The organism is Stenotrophomonas sp. LARHCG68, from assembly GCF_052871705.1.
Window position 1 is genome coordinate 285431 of sequence record NZ_JBIXJV010000003.1, and the last position, 20465, is coordinate 305895.

Annotated in this window: 15 protein-coding genes and 1 pseudogene; 7 read left to right on the top strand and 9 right to left on the bottom strand. The window is 67.8% G+C overall.

Annotation, left to right across the window (positions count from 1 at the left end; translation table 11 throughout):
- Positions 1–32: 32 nt before the first annotated feature.
- The 4 genes from ACIPR8_RS12455 to ACIPR8_RS12470 all read left to right on the top strand — a co-directional run bounded on the left by ACIPR8_RS12455 (position 33) and on the right by ACIPR8_RS12470 (position 5128).
- Complete coding sequence (locus tag ACIPR8_RS12455; protein ID WP_446541224.1) at positions 33–587, top strand: TetR/AcrR family transcriptional regulator; 555 nt, start codon at positions 33–35, stop codon at positions 585–587.
- Positions 584–2245, top strand: coding sequence for an MFS transporter (locus ACIPR8_RS12460; RefSeq protein ID WP_446541225.1), 1662 nt, complete (start codon positions 584–586; stop codon positions 2243–2245). Before ACIPR8_RS12455 ends, ACIPR8_RS12460 begins: the two co-directional genes overlap by 4 nt.
- A gap of 7 nt (positions 2246–2252) precedes the next feature.
- A complete protein-coding gene (locus ACIPR8_RS12465; protein WP_446541226.1) occupies positions 2253–3350 on the top strand; it encodes an HlyD family secretion protein in 1098 nt (365 codons plus the stop codon).
- Positions 3351–3427: 77 nt separating this feature from the next.
- Positions 3428–5128 (top strand): amidohydrolase, encoded by a 1701-nt coding sequence (locus ACIPR8_RS12470; RefSeq protein ID WP_446541227.1) that lies wholly within the window; start codon positions 3428–3430, stop codon positions 5126–5128.
- 169 nt (positions 5129–5297) lie between these two features.
- Here ACIPR8_RS12470 and ACIPR8_RS12475 read toward each other — a convergent pair whose 3' ends face one another.
- The 9 genes and pseudogenes from ACIPR8_RS12475 to creB all read right to left on the bottom strand — a co-directional run bounded on the left by ACIPR8_RS12475 (position 5298) and on the right by creB (position 15103).
- The gene (locus tag ACIPR8_RS12475) at positions 5298–5783 is read right to left on the bottom strand and encodes a Fur family transcriptional regulator (protein ID WP_132864607.1); all 486 of its coding nucleotides are present in this window, start codon (positions 5781–5783) and stop codon (positions 5298–5300) included.
- A gap of 16 nt (positions 5784–5799) precedes the next feature.
- On the bottom strand, positions 5800–7203 hold the full coding sequence (gene gltX, locus ACIPR8_RS12480; protein WP_446541228.1) for a glutamate--tRNA ligase: 1404 nt from the start codon (positions 7201–7203) through the stop codon (positions 5800–5802).
- Between the two features lie 570 nt (positions 7204–7773).
- On the bottom strand, positions 7774–9366 hold the full coding sequence (locus tag ACIPR8_RS12485) for a M20/M25/M40 family metallo-hydrolase (RefSeq protein ID WP_446541229.1): 1593 nt from the start codon (positions 9364–9366) through the stop codon (positions 7774–7776).
- Positions 9367–9464: 98 nt separating this feature from the next.
- Complete coding sequence (locus ACIPR8_RS12490; protein WP_446541230.1) at positions 9465–10349, bottom strand: carbon-nitrogen hydrolase family protein; 885 nt, start codon at positions 10347–10349, stop codon at positions 9465–9467.
- Positions 10346–10951, bottom strand: coding sequence for a GNAT family N-acetyltransferase (locus ACIPR8_RS12495; protein WP_446541231.1), 606 nt, complete (start codon positions 10949–10951; stop codon positions 10346–10348). The genes ACIPR8_RS12490 and ACIPR8_RS12495 overlap by 4 nt, the downstream gene beginning before the upstream one ends.
- 114 nt (positions 10952–11065) lie before the next feature.
- Complete coding sequence (locus ACIPR8_RS12500; RefSeq protein ID WP_446541232.1) at positions 11066–11473, bottom strand: hypothetical protein; 408 nt, start codon at positions 11471–11473, stop codon at positions 11066–11068.
- A 48-nt stretch (positions 11474–11521) separates the two neighbouring features.
- A complete protein-coding gene (gene creD / locus ACIPR8_RS12505; RefSeq protein ID WP_446541233.1) occupies positions 11522–12886 on the bottom strand; it encodes a cell envelope integrity protein CreD in 1365 nt (454 codons plus the stop codon).
- Positions 12887–12968: 82 nt separating this feature from the next.
- Positions 12969–14404: pseudogene (creC, locus tag ACIPR8_RS12510) on the bottom strand (two-component system sensor histidine kinase CreC).
- Positions 14405–15103, bottom strand: a complete 699-nt coding sequence (creB, locus tag ACIPR8_RS12515; RefSeq protein WP_446541234.1) for a two-component system response regulator CreB — start codon at positions 15101–15103, stop codon at positions 14405–14407.
- Positions 15104–15148: 45 nt separating this feature from the next.
- Between creB and ACIPR8_RS12520 the strand changes: the two genes are divergently transcribed.
- The 3 genes from ACIPR8_RS12520 (at position 15149) to mfd (ending at position 20422) form a co-directional block, all read left to right on the top strand.
- Entirely contained in the window at positions 15149–16006 is an 858-nt protein-coding gene (locus ACIPR8_RS12520) for a 23S rRNA (adenine(2030)-N(6))-methyltransferase RlmJ (RefSeq protein ID WP_446541235.1), read from the top strand.
- 109 nt (positions 16007–16115) lie between these two features.
- The gene (locus ACIPR8_RS12525) at positions 16116–16661 is read left to right on the top strand and encodes a GNAT family N-acetyltransferase (RefSeq protein ID WP_192286393.1); all 546 of its coding nucleotides are present in this window, start codon (positions 16116–16118) and stop codon (positions 16659–16661) included.
- A 200-nt stretch (positions 16662–16861) separates the two neighbouring features.
- Entirely contained in the window at positions 16862–20422 is a 3561-nt protein-coding gene (gene mfd, locus ACIPR8_RS12530) for a transcription-repair coupling factor (protein WP_446541236.1), read from the top strand.
- The last annotated feature ends 43 nt before the right edge of the window (positions 20423–20465 follow it).

A 20465-nucleotide genomic window follows, 5' to 3' on the forward strand; every position in this document is an offset into this window, starting at 1 on the left:
AATCGGACATTTTTGTCCGGATCATGATCGACATGCCCTCCTTACGTTCCGACGCTGCCGCTCGTCGCGCCCTGCTGTTGGACGCTGCCGACGCCGTGTTCGGCGAGCATGGCATCACCGCCCCGTTGGACCTGGTGGTCGAACGGGCCGGCGTCGGCCGCGCCACGCTGTACCGCAACTTCCCGGACCGCGCCGCGCTGATCGGCGCCATGCTGGAGCGCTCGGTGGCCCAGCTCCAGGCCCACATCGCCGAACTCGGTGCGCGCGACGACGCCCTGTTCGAACTGCTGGCCGGCATGGCCGGGCGCATCGTGCAGTCGCCGGCGCTGGCCGACTACTGGCGTGCCGTGGACCAGGATGATCCGCAGGTGCGCGATGCCCGCCAGCACGTGCTGGCGCTGATGGAGCCCGCCCTGGAGCGCGCCAAGGCCGCCGGCTTGTGCCGCGCGGACATGCAGCTGCGCGACATCTCGCTGATCTCCAGCATGCTCGGCGCCGCCCTGCGCGGCCGTGACCGCGAGGAACGAGCGGTGCTGGCCAAGCGCGCGCTCGAACTGCTGCTGCCCGGGCTGGCCACCACGCCATGACCACGCTCACGCCCCTGAAGCCGATCCCGGACTGGGAGGACCACGAGAAACCCACCTTGCCCGGTGGTGCCTCGATGCCATGGCACCCGCCGCACCGACGTGCCGCCTATGCGGCGGTGGCGGTGCTGGTCGCCGTCACCGGCGGCCTGGGCAACGCGCTGATCACCGCCAACCTGCCGTGGATCACCGGCCAGATGGGCCTGCAGGCCACCGAGGCGAACTGGCTGGTGGCCGCGTACATGATGGTCAACGTCAGCGCCAACCTGCTGGTATTCAAGTTCCGCCAGGAATACGGCATCCGCCTGTTCGCCGAGATCGGCCTGGGCGTGTACGCCGCGCTGGCGGTGCTGCACCTGTTCGTCGGCAACCTCACCACCACCTTGCTGGTGCGTGCCGGCAGCGGCTTCGCCGGCGCGGCCTGCACCACGCTGGGCACGCTGTACATGCTGCAGGCGCTGCCACGCAAATACGTGGGGCAGATGCTGGTGGTCGGCATGAGCCTGTCGATGCTGGCCACGCCGTTGGCCTGGCTGCTTTCGCCCGGCCTGCTCGACCATGGCGAATGGCAGAACCTGTACCTGTTCGAAGCCGGGTTGGCACTGTGTTCGTTCGCCGCCATCGTGGTGCTGAAACTGCCCCCCGGCATCCAGATCAAGGTGTTCGAGCCGGCCGACTTCCTGACCTTCGCGCTGATCGCCCCCGGCCTGGCGCTGCTGGTGATCGTGCTCAACCAGGGCTTCGTGCGCTGGTGGTTCGACACGCCCTGGCTGGGCTGGGCACTGGCCGCGTCGGTGGTGTTGATCACCACCGGGTTGTGCCTGGAACACCAGCGCCGCAACCCGCTGCTGCAGGTGCACTGGCTGATGGGCCCGACCATGCTGCGTTTCATCGCCGGTGCGTTCCTGATCCGCTTCCTCACCAACGAACAGAACTACGGCGTGATCAACATGCTGCGCACGCTGGGCATGGGGCCGGACCAGATGGCGCCGTTGTTCGCGGTGATCCTGTGCGGCGTGCTGGTCGGCATCGCGGTCGGCGCGCTGACCTTCGGCCCCAAGGCACTGATCCCGCAGTTGCTGGCCTCGATCATCCTGCTCGGCAGCGCCGCCTTCCTCGACCAGCACCGCACCAGCCTGGACCGGCCGATGGACTTCGCGTTGAGCCAGTTCCTGGCGGCGGTGGGCAGTGGCATGTTCATGGGCCCGTTGATGCTGATCGGCATCCGCCAGGCGATGGCACGCGGGTTGGACCACATCGTGTCCTTCGTCGTGGTGCTGTCGCTGACCCAGAACTTCGCCGGGCTGGCCGGCTCGGCCCTGCTCGGCAGCTACCAGCTGCATCGCGAACACGTCTACTCCAGCGCGCTGGTCAGCCAGCTCGACGCCGCCGACCCACAGGTGGTGCAACGCCTGCAGCAACAGCAGCAGGCCTACGCCCGCATCATCACCGACCCGGTACAACTGCGGGCGCAGGCCAGCGCCGCGCTGGCGACCACCGCCAGGCGCGAAGCCAACGTGCGCGCGTTCAACGACGTGTTCGCGCTCAGTGGCTGGGTCGCCATCTGCTTCCTGAGCTGGCTGCTGCTGGAAGTGACATTGCGCAACCCCCGCGTCAAACAGGCGATCCGGCCCGGCAGGGCCACGCCGTCCTCCCGTTGAGGCACCGATGAGCAAGCACACCCCACCCGCCGAAGCCGCCACGCCGGCACCGGTCTCCAAGTACGCCACCCCCAGCCGCACCGCGGTGGTGGTGATGATCGTCATCGCCCTGCTCGGCCTGGCCCTGATCCTGCGCGCATGGCAGCTGTGGCCGTTCAACAGCAACCACGTGCATACCGACAACGCCTATGTGCGCGGGCAGGTCACGGTGCTGGCGCCCCAGGTCAACGGCTACGTCACCGAGGTACTGGTCAAGGACTTCGACTTCGTCAAACAGGGCCAGCCGCTGCTCCACATCGACGACCGCATCTACCGGCAGAAGGTGGAACAGGCCCAGGCCGCCTTGGCCGACGCCCAGGCGCAGCTGGCCAATTCCGACCAGAGCCAGGCCCAGAACCGCGCGCAGATCGCTTCGGCGCAGGCCAACCTGTCCGCCGGCCGCGCCCAGCAACAGCAGAGCCAGACCGAACTGAAGCGCTACGAGCAGCTCGCCGCCCAGCAACTGGTCTCCAACAGCGACCGCGACAAGCTGCGCGCCAGCGTGCAGTCGGCCAATGCGGGCGTGGCGCAGTCGCAGGCGGCGATCCGCATCGCCGAGGAGAACCTCACCTCCACCCAGGTGGCGCGTCGCGGCCTGGAGGCCAAGGTCGCCAATGCCGAGGCTGCCCTGCAGCTGGCCCAGATCGACCTGGACAACACCGTCATCAAGGCACCGCGCAATGGCCAGGTCTCCGAGGCCACGGTGCGCCTGGGGCAGTACGTCAGCGCCGGCAGCCAGTTGTTGTTCCTGATCCCGGACACCTTGTGGGTGGTGGCCAATTTCAAGGAAAGCCAGACCTGGAACATGGCGATCGGCCAGCCGGCCACCTTCAGCGTCGATGCCTTCCAGGGCCAGACGCTCACTGGCCACATCGAACAGATCGCGCCGGCGACCGGCTCGGAGTTCTCGGTGCTCAAGCCCGACAACGCCAGCGGCAACTTCACCAAGGTGGTGCAGCGCCTGCCGATCCGCATCGCCATCGATCCCGACCAGCCGCTGGCCAAGCGCCTGCGCCCGGGCATGTCGGTGGTGGTGGAAGTCGATACCGCAGCCCGCCCCCGGTAGGAGCGGCCAAGGCCACTCCTGCACGGCGCGTTGCTTCCATGCGTTAGGCTGTGACTCGCCTTGATGCTGGAAGAACCATGATGCGCATCCCTCTGGCCTTTTCGATGCTCGGCATGCTGGCGGCCCCTTGCCTGGCTGCCGACACGCTCTACAGCGGCGGCCCGATCATCACGCTGGACGACCAGCGGCCCTCGGCCGAAGCGATCGTTGTCCGTGATGGCCATATCGCCTTCGTTGGCATGCGCCGTGCCGCGCTGCGATTCAGCCCCGCCGCCACGCAGGTCGACCTGCAGGGGCACGCACTGACGCCGGGCTTCATCGATGCGCACGGGCACGTTTCCGGCGTGGGCCTGCAGGCGTTGTCGGCCAACCTGCTGCCGGCACCGGACGGCGAAGGCAATTCAATCCCCGCGCTGCAGAAGATCATGCGTGACTTCCGCGCGCAGGCCACGGTCCCCGGCGGCTACAAGGTGCTGATCGGCTTCGGCTACGACGACTCCCAACTGGCGGAAAAGCGCCACCCCACCCGCACCGAACTCGACGCCATCGCCACCGACATCCCGGTGATCCTGATGCACCAGTCCGGGCACCTGGGGGCCTACAACAGCAAGGCGCTGGAGTTGGCCGGCATCACCGCCGACACGCCCAACCCGGAAGGCGGCGTGATCCGCCGTGAGCCGGGCGGCCAGGTTCCCGATGGCGTGCTGGAAGAAAGCGCGCACAACCTCGTGCTGGCCAAGCTGATGCCCGCCTTGAGCCTGGACCAGGCCATGGCGATGCTCGAAGCCGGCCAGGCGCTGTACATGAAGTACGGCTACACCACCGCACAGGACGGCAAGACCGACGCAGGCACGCTGGCGATGCTGCCGATGGCGGGCAAGGCCGGGAAGCTGAAGATCGACGTGGTCGCCTACCCGGAAATCCACGTCGCCCTGGAAAGCCCGGCCATGCAGGGCCCCTACTACGCGCCGACCTATACCGACCACTTCCGCATCGGCGGGGTGAAGATCAGCCTGGACGGCTCGCCGCAGGGCAAGACCGCCTGGTTGAGCCAGCCCTACTACCAGGTTCCCGAGGGCGAAAAGCCCGACTACGCCGGCTACCCCGCCTATCCCGACGCGCAGGTCGATGAATTGATCGGCAAGGCCTGGCAGCACGGCTGGCAGGTACTGGCCCATGCCAACGGCGATGCCGCCATCGACCAGCTCATCCACGCCGTGGCCGCCGCCGAAGCCGCCTATCCGCAGCGCCACCTGCTGCCGGTGCTGATCCACGGCCAGACCTTGCGCAAGGACCAGGTCGGCGAGATCCAGCGGCTGGGCATCTTCCCGTCGCTGTTCCCGATGCACACCTACTACTGGGGCGACTGGCACCGCAATTCGGTACTGGGCCCGGAACGCGCGGAGAACATCTCGCCCACGCGCTGGGTGCTGGATGCCGGCATGAAGTTCACATCGCACCATGACGCGCCGGTGGTGTTCCCGGACGCGATGCGGGTATTGGACGCCACCGTCAATCGCACCACCCGCAGCGGCTACGTACTGGGGCCGGGGCAGCGGGTGACGCCGGAGCAGGCATTGAAGTCGCTGACCCTGTGGGCCGCCGAGCAGTACGGCGAACAGGCCAGCAAGGGCTCGATCGAAGTCGGCAAGCGCGCCGACCTGGTGGTGCTGTCCGGCAACCCGTTGACCATCGCCCACCGCGCCCTGCACACCATCACCGTGCTGCAGACCATCAAGGATGGGCAGGTCGTCTATGAGGCGGTGCGCTCCCGGTAGTTGCACGCGAGCCTGCCTACGCGTCTCCCGCTTCGCGGCCGAGGCCGCTCCTACCGTAGGAGCGGCCTCGGCCGCGAAGCAGAAAACCTCCCCATCAGCGAAACAGACAGCCCCCAAAAGAAAAGGCCGCGCAATGCGCGGCCTTTCCAGTGCTGCTGCACGCCCTCATTCACCCCGCGCAGTTCGCGCACAACCCATGCACTTCCAGCGTCTGCGCCTGCGGCTTGAAGCCCAGCTCCTTGGCGCGGGCTTCAAGCTGGCGGACGATGTCGCGGTCCTCCAGCTCCACCGCGCTGTGGCAGCGGTCGCAGATCAGGAACGGCACCGAATGCTGGTTGCTGCTGGGGTGGTGGCAGGCCACGAACGAGTTGACCGAGGACAGCTTGTGCACGAAGCCGTTGGCCATCAGGAAATCCAGCGCGCGGTACACCGTGGGCGGGGCGTCGGCACCGACGCCCTTGCCTTCACGCACCCATTCCAGCAGTTCGTAGGCCTTGACCGGCTTGCCCGCCTCGGCGATCAGGCGCAGCACGTTGGCGCGGATCGGCGTCAGCCGCAGCCCGCGCTCACGGCACACCCGCTCGACCACCGCGATGAAGCCCGCCGCGTCGTCAACGTGGTGGTGCGGCGCAGTACAGGAGTGCGATTCGGTCATGTCTACCTCGAAAAAATCAGGCCTTGGGAACCTTGATGAGTGCGGCGTCGATGCGTTTCAAGGCTTCATCGCGGCCGGCCAGGTACACGGTATGGGAAATGTCAGGGCTGACCTGGGTGCCGGTGATGGCCACGCGCAGCGGCTGGGCGACCTTGCCCATGCCGATTTCCAGTGCCGCGGCGGTGTCGTGCAGGGCCACCCCGACCGCTTCGGCGGTCCACTCCGGCAGCGCCGCCAACAGCTCACGGGCCTTGCCCAGCGCCACGTCGGCACCGGCCTTGAAGTGCTTGGCCACGGCGGCTTCGTCGTACTCGGTCAGCGGGGTGTACCAGACCACGGCCTTCTCGGCCATTTCCTTCAGCGTCTGCACGCGTTCGCGCAGGGCGATGACCACGTCCACCGGGGCCGGGCCGGCGTTCACGTCCAGGCCCAGCTTCTCCAGCTGGTAGACCAGATGCGGCACGATCGAAGCGGGTTCCTCGGTCTTGAGGAAGTGCTGGTTGACCCAACCCAGCTTGGCCATGTCCAGGCGCGAGGCCTTGGAATTGCAGTTGGTCACGTCGAACAGGTCGATCAGCTCCTGGCGGCTGAACAGTTCCTGGTCGCCGTGCGACCAGCCCAGGCGGGCCAGGTAGCTGAGCAGCGCGTCGGGCAGGTAGCCGGCGTCCTTGTACTGCATCACGTCGGCTGCGCCGGTGCGCTTGGACAGCTTGGCGCCCTGCTCATCCAGGATCATCGGCATGTGGCCGAACTTCGGCACTGGGGCACCGATGGCCTCGTACAGGTTGATCTGGCGCGGGGTGTTGTTGATGTGGTCGTCACCGCGGATGACCTCGGTGATGTTCATGTCCCAATCGTCCACGACCACGGCGAAGTTGTAGGTCGGGTAGCCGTCCGGGCGGAAGATGACCATGTCGTCGAGCTCGCTGTTGGCGATCTCGATGCGGCCCTTGATCAGGTCGTCGAACACCACGCTGCCGTCAAGCGGGTTCTTGAAGCGGATGACGCGGTTCGGGTCATCCTTGAACGGCAGGTTCAGCTCGCGCGCGGCGCCGTTGTAGCGCGGCTTCTCCTGCTTGGCCATGGCCGCCTCGCGCATCGCGTCCAGCTCTTCCTTGGTCTCGTAGGCGTAGTAGGCCTTGCCCGAGGCGATCAGCTGCTCGGCCACTTCCTTGTAACGGGCGACCCGGTCGGTCTGGTAGATCGGGCCTTCGTTGTAGTCCAGGCCCAGCCAGTCCATGGCCTCCAGGATGGCGTCGATGGCCGCCTGGGTGCTGCGTTCCCGGTCGGTGTCCTCGATGCGCAGCACGAACTCGCCGCCGCGGTGGCGGGCCTCCAGCCAGCAGTACAGCGCGGTGCGGGCGCCACCAATGTGCAGGTAGCCGGTGGGACTGGGGGCAAAGCGGGTGCGGACGGTCATGACAGGCGCAGATGTGGGAATCCGGCCATTTTACCCCTTCACCCCGCTGGCTGCCTTGCTGGCAGGGCTGACGGCGGCAAAGCCATCAGGACCCGGTTTTTGAGCCCCCTTCTTTTGCCGAAGGCAAGGGGTGGGCTGGGGAGAGGTGCCTTGGCCGTTGCTTCGGCTTCGGCTTTGGCCGTTGACGTACCGGCCCCCTTCCGCAGCGACGGAGTTGACGGACAAGACCCCGAAGGGGCGACGTACAGGGATGTACGTCGTTTTTCGACGAGACAGGGACGTCTCGTCGAAAAATCCCGGCAACGGAGTGGACCTGCGATGCACAGCATCGTAGGCGCGGAGGCAGGGTGTGCTTTCTTTGCGCCAGGTTTCTTTGCACAAGCAAAGAAACGTACTTCAACAGCCGAATGGCTGGTCAAGGTGGCTCGCGCTCCGCAGGAGGGCGAAAGCTGTTGCCCTAGCTGTCGCATTTACCCCAGCCAAAAAGCAAAGCAGAGCACCCCCCATCCGCCCTTCGGGCACCTTCCCCCGCAAGCGGGAGAAGGGACGCAATCAGCGGTTCCGGCCTGCTTACGGCTCCAGCAACGGCTTGCGCGGGAAACGCTCCTCGCGCATCGCCGCGTTGTACACGAACGAGGCCACGATCGCCGCCGCCTGCTTCAGGTCCTCGGCCTCGGCGTGGTCCCACGTATCCAGATGGCTGTGGTGGACGTTGCTGAAGTAATCCAGGCGATCCTGGACGAACTGGAAGCCCGGCAGGCCCACCCGGTCATAGCTGATGTGGTCGGTGCTGCCGGTGTTGCGGCTCACCACCGTCGTCGCGCCCACGTCGTTGAACGGCTTCAGCCACTGCTCGAAGATCGGCATGGCCGCCATGTTCTCCTGCGCGTAGATGCCACGGAAGCGGCCCGAGCCGTTGTCCATGTTGAAGTACACCTGGAACTTGTCGTAATCACGCAGCTTCTGCAGCGCGCCGGTCGGTTCGCGCAGCGAGGCCGGCAGCGCCTTCTGTGCCGGATCGGTGGGCTCCGGGTAACGCGCGAAGTGCTGGGCCACATAGGCCTGCGAGCCGATCAGGCCCTGCTCCTCGCCGCTCCACAGCGCCACGCGGATGGTGCGCTTGGGCTTGGCGCCCACGGCCTTGAGGATGCGCATGGCCTCCATCATCACCGCCACGCCGGCGGCATTGTCGGCCGCACCGGTGCCGGTGTGCCAGGAGTCCATGTGCGCGCCCAGCATCACGATCTCGTCGGCCTTGCTGCTGCCGCGGATCTCGGCCAGCGTGTTGTGGCCCGGCTGGTCGGCTTCATCGGTGAAGCGTGCATCCACGTTCACCCGCAGGCGCACGACCTGATTGTCCTTGAGTGCACGCACCAGCGGATTGAAGTGCTCGGCGATCATCGCCAGCTCCGGGATGCCCACCGACTCGCCGGCCTTGCGCGAACCACCGCCCGCCACGCGGATGATGCCGTTGTCCCAGCCGCTGATGCTGATCGCCGCCAAGGCGCCTTCCTCGACGAAGAAGGCATTGGTGGCGCGGATCAGCTCCTGGCGCTCGCCGTATTCCTTGACCCGCTTCGCACGGTCATCGGCTGCGCTCTTGGGAATGGTGAACTCCTGCAGGCCTTCCAGCGAGGTCGCATCGTGGCGGTGCGAGTCCGGCTCGGTGCCGCGCTTGTACTCGCGCGCCTCGCCCAGCAAGAGGATCTTGCCGCGCAGCTTGCCCTTGTATTTCTCCAGGTCGGCCAGCTTCTTGATGTCGACCTGGATCAGCTCGCCCTCGACCGGACCGTAGGTGCCCGGGGTCCAGGCCTTGGGCAGCGCATGCAGCGGCTGCACGCGTTCGGACAGCATTTCCACGCTGGCCGAGGAGAACTCCCAGCCACGGCCGAAGCCGTCGAACGCCTCGTCGTGCACGTTCACCAGGCCCCATTCGTTGAACTTGCCGCGGGTCCAGCGGTTGGCCTCGGCCATCGCCGGTGAGTTGGTCAGGCGCGGACCAATGCTCTCGGTCAGATGACTGAAGGTGTCCATCACCTGCGAGCGGTGGAAGGCCTCCTGACGGATCTTGCCCACCATGTCCAGGTCCACCTGTTCGGCTGCCTGCGCCGTAGCGCCCACCGCCAACCCCATGCACAACGCCAGCAAACCGCGCTTGATCACCGTGTATCCCCCGGCCTTCGGCCAAATGACGACAAAGCACCGAGTCTAGCCAGCCCTCCATACTGACCGAGCCGGCCAATGGTCATGGTCCGCCGGTCTCAGGGCACGTTTGTCACCACCGCCTGGGCCAGTGCCGGCTGCAACTGGCCTGGCCAGTCGCGGTCGTTGGCCACCTGGGCCTGCGCGCGACGGGCATCGAAGGCAGCGAAATCCAGCTCCGCCAGCGCCCATAGCTGCCCTTCGGCGGTCTGCACAAGCACGCCATCGGCCGGAAAACCCACGTCCATCGGTGCGTAGATCGCCGCCTGCCCGGTGTTCACGTCCAGCGCCGGGCTCCATTCGGCCAGACCGGCGGTCACCGACTGGGCCACGAACATGCGGTTCTCCAATGCCCGTGCCAGGCAACCGATGCGCACCCGGGTCGCACCGGCAGCGGTATCGGTGCAGCTCGGCACGACCAGCAAGCGGGCACCGGCCTCGTACTGGCGCCGTACCGGCAACGGGAATTCGCTGTCGTAGCAGATCGCCACGCCGACGCGGATGCCGTCCACCTCGAACACCTTCAACACATCACCCGGATCGATCAGGCCGGTGCCCTTCTCGAACCCGGTCAGCTGCAGCTTGTCCTGCCACAGCTGCTGGCCATCGGGGGTCAACCAGTCGCAGCGGTTGCGGTAGCGCCCGTTGCCGGTATCGAGCAGGAAGCTGCCCGCCACCACGTGCAGGTCGAACTCGCGGGCCAGTGCCGAGAACAGCGCAAGCCATTGCGGGCGGTACTGCTGGATGGCCGCCAGCGAGGCCGGCAGGTCGCTGAAGATGTGCCTGCGGAAAGTGGCCGCCAGTTCCAGCGACAGGTATTCGGGCAACACCGCGATACGCGCACCGGCGGCGGCCGCCTCGCCCAGCACCTGGCGCTGGCGTGCGGCGAAGGCATCGAAGTCGGTGGGCGAGCCCACCGGGTAACGGGCAACGGCAATCTTCATGCGACAGGCTCCAGCGTGCGGGTCCAGAACGTCAATGGATGCATCACCTCGCCCTGCCCCACCTCGTGCCACAGCAACTGCAGGGTCATCCCGGGTTGCCGGGCATAGCCACGCTTGTGCCAGAACACATCGTTGTCACGGTGCCCCAGCGGGCGCCGCGGGTCATCGGCCGCACGGTCCACCGCGCAGAAGGCCGTGATGGCAAAGCGCCGCAACGCCCGGGCATGCGCCTCGCGCGCATCGAAGAACGCATGGCCGATGCCGCGTCCCCGGTACGACGGCAACAGCACCGACTCGCCGAAATAGAACACCTGCGCCGGGTCAAGGCCCGCTTCCTCGAATGGCTTGCGGAAGGCCGCGCCGTCATCGAGCAACGGCAGGCCAGTGGACGCGCCCACCACGGCGTCGCCATCGCGAGCGACCACGCAGACCGCATCCGGCGTGGCGGCATAGGCGGCCAGGTAGTCACGCTCGTAGTCGAGGCTGCCCTGGTAGAGGTAGGGCCAGTCATTGAACACGCCGATGCGCAGGCGGGCCACGTCATCCAGCACGGGCAGCAGTTCCGGTCCGCGCAATGCGGCGAGGGTGAGGGGCGATTCCATGCGGGAATTCTAGTGCGTGGCAGGCGTCGGGTGCGGCCCCCTCCTCCCAACCCCTCTCCCGCACGCGGGAGAGTGGCTTTATCCAACGCACCCTGGAACATCACCAGCTGCGACTCAATGCATCCACCCGTACAGCACCAGGCGTTCCACCGGCAGCACCGCCAGCCACGACTGCGCATCCAAGGTGGTGGCGGCATACATCGGGCTGGTGCCGGCGGCGCCCTGCCCAGCTCCTCCGCGCACCTGTCGCCAATGGCCATAGCGGGCCGGTGCATGCCGCGGCAGACCGGCGCGGGCCTGCCGTGCCTGCGCGAAGAACACCAGCCCTTGCCGTTGGATGGCAGCGGCGGTGGGGTTGGCAAGGCGCAGGACCACGATGCCGCCGGCATCACCGCCGAAGATGCTCTCCAGCACGATGCCGGCCATCTGATCCGGCGACATCCCCAACTGCAGCAGCCCACTGGTTTCAATCTCGGCAGGCAGCAACTGCTGCGCACGACGATGGATCGATATGCGGTTCATTGCGGTCACTCCCAGGGAAACGGGGTGGCCTGCGCCACCCCGTTTCGATCACGGCAGGGTCGGCGGTGCGGCCGGCTTGCCCAGCGCGCGGCTGCTCAGCTCGTACCAGTCCATCTTGCGGGTGATCCACATGATCACCGCCAGGATGCCGAACAGCAGCAACGAGCCCATCAGCAGCGAGTTGGTCTCCGAGGCCAGCAGCAGGTACAGCACGCCGTACAGCAGGGTCAGCATGGTCGAGAACACCAGTGCGTACTTCCAGCTGCGCAGCACGCCGCTGAGATAGAAGCCCTGCAGTCCGATACAGGCCGCCGCGGAGACCAGGTAGGCCTGCCAGAACGGGATGTGCTCGGAAAGGCTGACCAGCAGCAGGAAGAAGATCGCCAGTGCCAGGCCGACCAGCAGGTACTGCAACGGGTGGATCTTCAGCTGCTTGATCAGCTCGAACAGGGCAAAGCCGACGAAGGTCAGCAACACGAACAGGATGCCGTACTTGGTCGCGCGGTCGGCCTGGGTGTAAACGTCCACCGGGTCCACCAGCGCCACGTTCAACGCCTCGACGCTGCCGCCTTCGCCACGGATGGCACGGACCAGCTGCGTCTGCGCCGCCGAGGCCAGCGAGGACACCGCCCATTCGGCCTTGAACCCGCTGCCGTCGATGCTGCGCTCGTTGGGCAGGAAGCTGCCGCCGAACAGGGGATGCTGCCACGGCGAGTTCAACGCCACCCGGGTGTCGTCGCCGATCGGCGCGACCGACAGCGAACGCGTGCCGCCGAGCACGAACTCCAGCTGCACCTTGCCACCTTCGGCCAGGACGCCCTGGCTGGCGTCCGCCAGCACCGACAACGGTGCGTGCAGGCCCTTGGAGGTGTCCTGCATCACGCCGGCGCCCGGTTGCAGGGTGACCGACTTGCCGTCCACGCGCAGGTTCGGGGTACCGACCAGGCCGCGCACGTCGGACAGGCCCAGTGCCAGATAGGGCCGCCCATACACCCGGCCCGGCACCGCGTTGTAGCGGGATTCGGCGAACTCGGCGCTGAGCTGGGCATGCCAGCGGTAGACCGGTACCTTGAACAGGCCGATGCGGCGCTCGTCGGTTTCCAGCTTGCCCTGCACGTCCAGCCGTGCCGGCATCTGCAGGTCATAGCCCTGCTCGGTGCGCAGCTCGGTCTTGCGCTGGGCGCTGCCCTCCACCGCCACTTCCACCTCGCGCGTCTGGGTCCATGGCAGCACCCGTACCGGGCCGACCAGCGTCTGCTCGCCGGCGTAACTCTGCGCCACCCGCTCCACCGCCTCGTCGCGATAGCGTTCGCGCTCGTTGATGGTGCCGCGGATCAGCAACAGGGGAATCAACAACAACAGCGCCAGGCCGCCAACGATGGCGAAGCGCAACAACAGCTTGAGGGAAGTCATGTCCCGTCCTCGTGTGGAAACGGGGCCAGCTTCGGGGCTGCCGGTGAGCAGGGTTTGTGTCGAACTTGAAGCGAATGTGAAGTCAGCCGGCCGGCAGCAGCAGGCGGGCCTCGGCGCCCCCATCGGGCACATTGCGCAGGCCGGCCTGGCCGCCATGCAGGCGCGCCACTTCGGCCACGAACGGCAACCCCAACCCGGAACTGCGCTGGCCGGTGCCTGGCCGGGCCAGCGAATAGAAGCGCTCGAACACGCGTTCCAGCGCGTAGTCCGGAACCCCGGGGCCGGCATCACGCAGGCGGACCTGCCACTCCCCCCCTGCTGCTCCAGCGCCAGCTCGATGCGGCCACCGGCCGGCGAGAAGGCAATGGCGTTGTCGAGCAGGTTGGACAGTGCCTGCCGCAGCAGGAACGCATCGCCCTGCACCAATGCGCGCTCGGGCAACTGGCTGTCCAGTTGCAGCTGCGCGGCCTGCAGCCGCGGCGCGGCGTCCTCGGCCAGACTACGGCACAGCGCGACCAGGTCCACGTCGGTACGCCGCTGCAACCAACCGTGCTGTTCCACCTCGGCCAGCCGCAGCAGCTGGTCGATGGTCTCGGTCAGGCGCCGCTCCTGCTGCACGATGTTGCCGGCGAAGCGTTGGCGCTCGGCCTCGGGCAAGGGTTCCTGCAGCAGTTCGGCCGCCCCGCGGATGGCGGCCAGCGGGCTTTTCATCTCGTGCGTGAGCGACTGCACGTACTGCTCGACGTAGGCCTTGCCCTCGAGCTTGCGGCGCATGGTTTCCAGCGCCTGCCCGAGGTCGCCGATCTCGTCATGGCGGCGCCGCGGCGGCGGCACCGGCTCGCCGGCACTGACGGCCTTGGCATAACGGCTCAGGCTGCCGATGCCGCGCGCCAGCCACCAGGTCATCAGCAGGCCGATCAGCGCCGACAGCCCGATCAGCCAGGCGCCGCGCGCCACGATGGCGCGCTGGCTGGCAGCGATGAACGGGTCGAAGGTGTCGTTGGGCTGGGCCAGGGTCAGCACGCCGATCAGCGTGCGGCCATCGGCCGGGTCGTACACCGGCGCGGCCACGTGCATCACCGTGCTGGTCTCGTCACCCGGGGTGCGCGCACTGGAGCGGGCGCCGTACTGTCCGCGCAGGGTCAGGTAGACGTCGTTCCAGCGCGAATTGTCGCGCCCCACGTCCTGCCCCAGCGAGTCGTAGATGACGATGCCCCTGGCGTCGGTCACGGTCACCCGGTAATCGATGCTGCGCTTGGGGAAGCGCCACACCATCGCGCGCGGGTCGCGCCGTTGCGCGGTGGCCATGTGCGCGGCGAACGCGCCGTCGGCCATGTGCCCGGCCTTCAGGTCCGGCGCGGCGATCACCGCCAGCACGTTGGCCGCGTCCACCAGCGTGGACTCCATCGCCTGGCGCACCCCCGGCTTGACCTCGTTGACGAACACGCGCATCACGAAGAACGCGGCGATGCCCACGATCAGGAAGAAGCCCAGGAACAGTTTCAGGCCGAGCCGCATCTAGATTTCCAGTGCGTAGCCCACGCCACGGTGGGTGCGGATCGGGTCGTCCTGCGCTCCTGCCGCGCGCAGCTTGGCGCGCAGCGTCTTGACGTGGGTGTCGATGGTGCGGTCGGCGCTGTCGCTGGCATGGTCCCAGCCGCGCTCCATCAGCTGGCTGCGGCTGAGGATGGACCCCGGGCGGGCCAGCAGCGCCGCCAGCAGGGCGTACTCGTAGCGGGTCAGGTCCAGCGGCGTGTCGCGGTAGCGGATGCGCCGGCCCTCGCCGTCGATGGCGAAGGCGCCGTGGACTTTCCACCCCGCACTGGCCGGCGTGGACGGCGCCGGCACGCTGCGACGCAGCCGCGCACGCACCCGCGCCACCAGTTCGCGCGGCGAGAACGGCTTGGTCACGTAGTCATCGGCGCCCAGCTCCAGCCCCAGCACGCGGTCGAACTCGTCGTTGCGCGCGGTCAGGAAGATCACCGGCACCTGGCTGAAGGTGCGCAGCTCCCGGCACACCTCGAAGCCCCCCAGGTCGGGCAGGCCCACGTCCAGTACCACCACGTCGGCCCCGACCGCACGCAGCGTGGCCAGGGCCTGCCGCCCCAACGCGCAGTGCTCGGCAGCGTAGCCTTCGCTGCGCAGGGCATACAACAGGGTATCGGCGATGGCGGCCTCGTCTTCGACGACGAGTACCCGGGCAGGTTGATCGGACATGTGCCCAGCATAGCCGCCACCCGGGCGCCCCCGTACACTTCCCCCATGAATTACCGCCACGCCTTCCACGCCGGCAACCATGCCGACGTGCTCAAGCACATCGTCATGCTGGCGATGATCGACGCGCTCAAGCGCAAGGACTCCCCGTTCTTCGTCCTGGACACCCATGCCGGACGCGGGCGCTACCTGCTCTCGGCCGAGGAAAGCCGCAAGACCGCCGAGGCCGACGACGGCATCCTGCAGTTGATGGCCCTGCCCCAGCTGCCGGAGGTGGTCGAGCAGTACCTGCGCGCGGTGCAGGCCGACAACCCGGTCGGCGCGCTGGTCTCCTACCCCGGCTCGCCGCTGATGGCCGCCCGCGCCCTGCGCGAGCAGGACCGCATGGCCGCCTGCGAGCTGCAGAAGGAGGAGGCCGCGGCGCTGAAGGAGCTGTTCGCCCACGACCGCCGCGTGCAGGTGCACCCGGGCAACGGCTACGACAGCATCCGCGCCTTCCTGCCACCCAAGGCCGGTGCCACCAAGATCGGCCGTGCCCTGGTCCTGATCGACCCGCCGTACGAGGTCCAGGACGCCGAGTACCCGCAGATCCTCGCCACCGTGCGTGAAATCCTGACCCGCATGCCGCAGGCGCAGATCGCGGTCTGGTACCCGATCAAGCAGCGCCGCAGCCTGCAGCAGTTCTTCCGCAAGGCCAGCCACCTGCCGGCCAAGTCGGTGCTGCTGGCCGAGTTCATGGTCCGCCCGGACGACTCCCCGCTGCGCCTGAACGGCAGCGGCATGCTGCTGGTCAACGCCCCGTGGCAGTTCGACCAGGTCATCGCGCCCGCCCTGCCCGTGCTGAAGAAGCACCTGGGCGAAACCGGTGCCTCGACCCGCCTGGAGTGGCTCAAGGCCTCCGAATAACGCCTTTTTGACACCCGTCGGAAGCTGAACGAATCGCCGTGTTGATCGCGTTCACAGAACTTAGCAGGGCGGGTGACAGAATCGACGGGTCTTTGGAGGAACCGTAGTCATGGCTACCCGTAATCGCATGCCCCCGTGGCATGAAAATTTCAAGGCGCCCAGTGGTCGCGAGTTGTTGATCCGCCCCATCCGTCCGGAAGACGGCGCACCGCTGCAGGGCGCATTCGCCCTGTTCGGGCCGGAAGAAGTGCGGGATCGCTACCTGCAGGCGGTGGACTCCCTGTCCGACGAGACGGTCCAGCGCCTCACCCACCCGAATCCGAAGTCGGAGATCGCGCTGGTGGCGGCCGAGCCGCTGCCCCCGGGTGAAGCCGTGGTCGGCGCCGTCGCCCGTGCCACCATCATCCCGGGCACCCGGGATGCTGAATACGCCATCCTGGTCAGCCGTTTCCTCGCCGGCCAGGGCCTGGGCCGGCAGTTGATGCGCAAGCTGGTCAAGTGGGCACGCGGCAAGTACCTGGACCGCATGTACGGCGATATCGCCCAGGACAACGAGCCGATGCTGCAGCTGGCCGCGTCGCTGGGCTTCAAGCAGGTTCCCCATCCCACCGGTGCCCCAGGCCTGGTACGTATGGAGCTGGACCTGGCCGGCTGAGAACTAAAGGAAGGGAGCGCGCCGCGCGCTTGCTCCCCTCCCCGCCAGGCGCCTGGTTTCGCGCACGCGAACCGCAGGGCAGGCATCGGCAAACCGGTGCCTGCCCTTTTCGTCTGCGTCATCCGGAATGCCCCTGCGCCACAGCGCCACAGCGCCGTCGCGGCGGTCCCCGGTAGGTGGTCTGTTAAGATCGGCGGTCCATGTCAGCCCACCCCTACCCCATTCCGCCGCTGCCCCGTTCGGGCCAGCTCCGCGCCTGGTGGCGCGCCCCGGCATCCAGCACCGCCCTGGCCTGGCACGTGGCCCGTGCCGCGGATGTGCATGGCAAGCCGCTGTTGCTGGTCACCCGCGACAACCAGAGCGCCAACCAGGCCGTCGCCGACCTGCAGACCCTGCTAGGCACCGGTCCCGGCGTGCTGCCGGTGCTGTCGTTCCCGGACTGGGAAACCCTGCCCTACGACCAGTTCAGCCCGCACCCGGACATCATTTCCCAGCGCCTGGCCGCGTTGCACCACCTGCCCACGCTGACCCGCGGCATCGTGGTGGTGCCGGTGCAGACGCTGCTGCAACGGCTGGCCCCGCTGAGCTACATCGTCGGTGGCAGCTTCGACCTGAAGGTCGGTCAGCGCCTGGACATGGACGCGGAAAAGCGCCGGCTGGAAAGCGCCGGCTACCGCAACGTCGGCCAGGTGATGGACCCGGGCGACTTCGCCGTGCGCGGTGGCCTGCTCGACGTCTACCCGATGGGCGCCGAGACACCGCTGCGCATCGAGCTGCTGGACGAGGACATCGATTCCATCCGCGCCTTCGATCCCGAGTCGCAGCGTTCGCTGGACAAGGTGGACGCGGTGAAGATGCTGCCCGGCCGCGAAGTGCCGATGGACGAAGCCAGCCTGGCGCGCGTCCAGGCCGCGCTGCGCGAACGCTTCGACGTCGACACCCGGCGCAGCCCGCTCTACCAGGACCTGAAGGCCGGCGTGCTGCCCTCGGGCATCGAGTACTTCCTGCCGCTGTTCTTCGACAGGACCGCGACCCTGTTCGACTACCTGCCCAGCGGCTTCCTGACCGTGGTCGGTACCGGCGTGGCCGAGGCCTCCGACGCGTTCTGGACGCAGACCGGCAGCCGCTACGAACAGCGTCGCCACGACATCGACCGGCCGCTGCTGCCGCCGGAGGAGATCTACCAGTCGCCGGACAACCTGCGCGAGCAGTTCAACAAGCAGCCGCGCGTGGAAGTGTGGCCAGCCGACCATCCGCGCATCGCCGAGGCGCAGCCGCTGGGCGACCAGCCACTGCCGCCGCTGCCGGTCGCTGCCAAGGATGCCCCCGCCGGCCAGGCACTGAAGTCCTTCATCGACAACTATCCCGGCAGGGTGCTGATCGCCGCCGACTCGCCGGGGCGCCGCGAGGCGCTGCTGGAAGTCCTGCAGGCCGCCGAGCTGCGCCCGCCGGTGGTGGCGGACTTCACCGCGTTTCTCCCTTCCCCGCTCGGCGGAAGCGGGCCGGAGGGGCCGGATGGGGGGCGTGCCAATGGCAAGAGCAAGCGCGCCGCCCTCCCGGAAGGAGACGGGCTTGCCAGGTTCGCCATCACCGTCGCGCCGCTGGACGACGGCTTCGCTCTGACCGAGCCGCCGCTGGCCGTGCTCACCGAGCGCCAGCTGTTCCCCGAGCGTGCCGGCCACGCACGGCGGACCCGCCGTGCCGGGCGCGAGCCGGAAGCGATCATCCGCGACCTCGGCGAGCTGACCGAAGGCGCGCCCATCGTCCATGAGGACCATGGCGTCGGCCGCTACCGCGGCCTGATCGCGATGGACGTGGGCGGCATGCCAGGCGAGTTCCTCGACATCGAGTACGCCAAGGGCGACCGCCTGTACGTGCCGGTCGCGCAGCTGCACCTGATCAGCCGCTACTCCGGCGCCTCGCCGGAAACCGCGCCGCTGCACTCGCTCGGCGGCGAGCAATGGACCAAGGCCAAGCGCAAGGCCGCCGAGAAGGTGCGCGACGTCGCCGCCGAGCTGCTGGAGATCCAGGCCCGCCGCCAGGCCCGCGCCGGATTGGCGCTGGACATCGACCGCGCCATGTACGAACCGTTCGCCGCCGGCTTCCCGTTCGAGGAAACCCCCGACCAGCTGGGCGCGATCGAAGCCACCCTGCGCGACCTGCAATCCAGCCAGCCGATGGACCGCGTGGTCTGCGGCGACGTCGGCTTCGGCAAGACCGAGGTCGCCGTGCGCGCCGCCTTCGCCGCCGCCAGCGGTGGCAAGCAGGTGGCGGTGCTGGTGCCGACCACGCTGCTGGCCGAGCAGCACTACCGCAACTTCCGCGACCGCTTCGCCGATTACCCGCTCAAGGTGGAAGTGCTCTCGCGCTTCAAGAGCACCAAGGAAATCAAGGCCGAGCTGGACAAGGTGGCCGAGGGCACCATCGACGTGATCGTCGGCACCCACCGGCTGCTGCAGCCGGACGTGAAGTTCAAGGACCTGGGCCTGGTCATCGTCGACGAGGAACAGCGCTTCGGCGTGCGCCAGAAGGAAGCCCTCAAGGCGATGCGCGCCAACGTGCACCTGCTCACGCTCACCGCCACGCCGATCCCGCGCACGCTCAACATGGCCATGGCCGGCCTGCGCGACCTGTCGATCATCGCCACGCCGCCGCCGAACCGGCTGGCGGTCAAGACCTTCATCACCGCCTGGGACAACGCGCAGCTGCGCGAGGCGTTCCAGCGCGAACTCGCGCGCGGCGGCCAGCTGTACTTCCTGCACAACGACGTGGAAAGCATGGGCCGGATGCAGCGCGAACTGTCCGAGCTGGTACCCGAGGCGCGCATCGGCATGGCCCACGGCCAGATGCCCGAGCGCGAACTGGAGCGGGTGATGCTGGATTTCCAGAAGCAGCGCTTCAACGTGCTGCTGGCCAGCACCATCATCGAGTCGGGCATCGACATCCCCAACGCCAACACCATCATCATCAACCGCGCCGACCGCTTCGGCCTGGCCCAGCTGCACCAGCTGCGTGGCCGCGTCGGTCGCTCGCACCACCGCGCCTATGCCTACCTGCTGGTGCCGGACAAGCGTTCGATGACGCCTGATGCGGAGAAGCGCCTGGAAGCGATCGCCTCGATGGACGAACTCGGTGCCGGTTTCACCCTGGCCACGCACGACCTGGAAATCCGCGGCGCCGGCGAACTGCTCGGCGAGGACCAGAGCGGGCAGATGGCCGAGGTCGGCTTCAGCCTGTACACCGAGCTGCTGGAGCGCGCGGTGCGCTCGATCAAGGCCGGCAAGCTGCCCGACCTGGACAGCGGACAGGAAGTGCGCGGCGCCGAGGTCGAGCTGCATGTACCCGCCCTGATCCCGGACGACTACCTGCCCGACGTGCACACCCGCCTGACGCTGTACAAGCGCATTTCCAGCGCGCGCGACAGCCTCGCCCTGCGCGAGCTGCAGGTGGAGATGATCGACCGCTTCGGCCTGCTGCCGGACCCGGTCAAGCACCTGTTCGCGATCGCCGAACTGAAGCTGCAGGCCAACACGCTGGGCATCCGCAAACTGGAACTGGGCGAGAACGGCGGCCGCATCGTGTTCGAGGCGCAGCCAAACATCGACCCGATGGCGGTGATCCAGCTGATCCAGAAGCAGCCCAAGCTCTACCAGATGGACGGCCCGGACAAGCTGCGCATCAAGCATCCGTTGCCGGAGAGCGCGGACCGCTTCAACGCGGCACGGGCGCTGCTGACCACGTTGCATCCCGGCAGTTCCTGAACGGGGAAAATCGTGAAATTTGCGTGAAAGGGGAGGCGTGCGG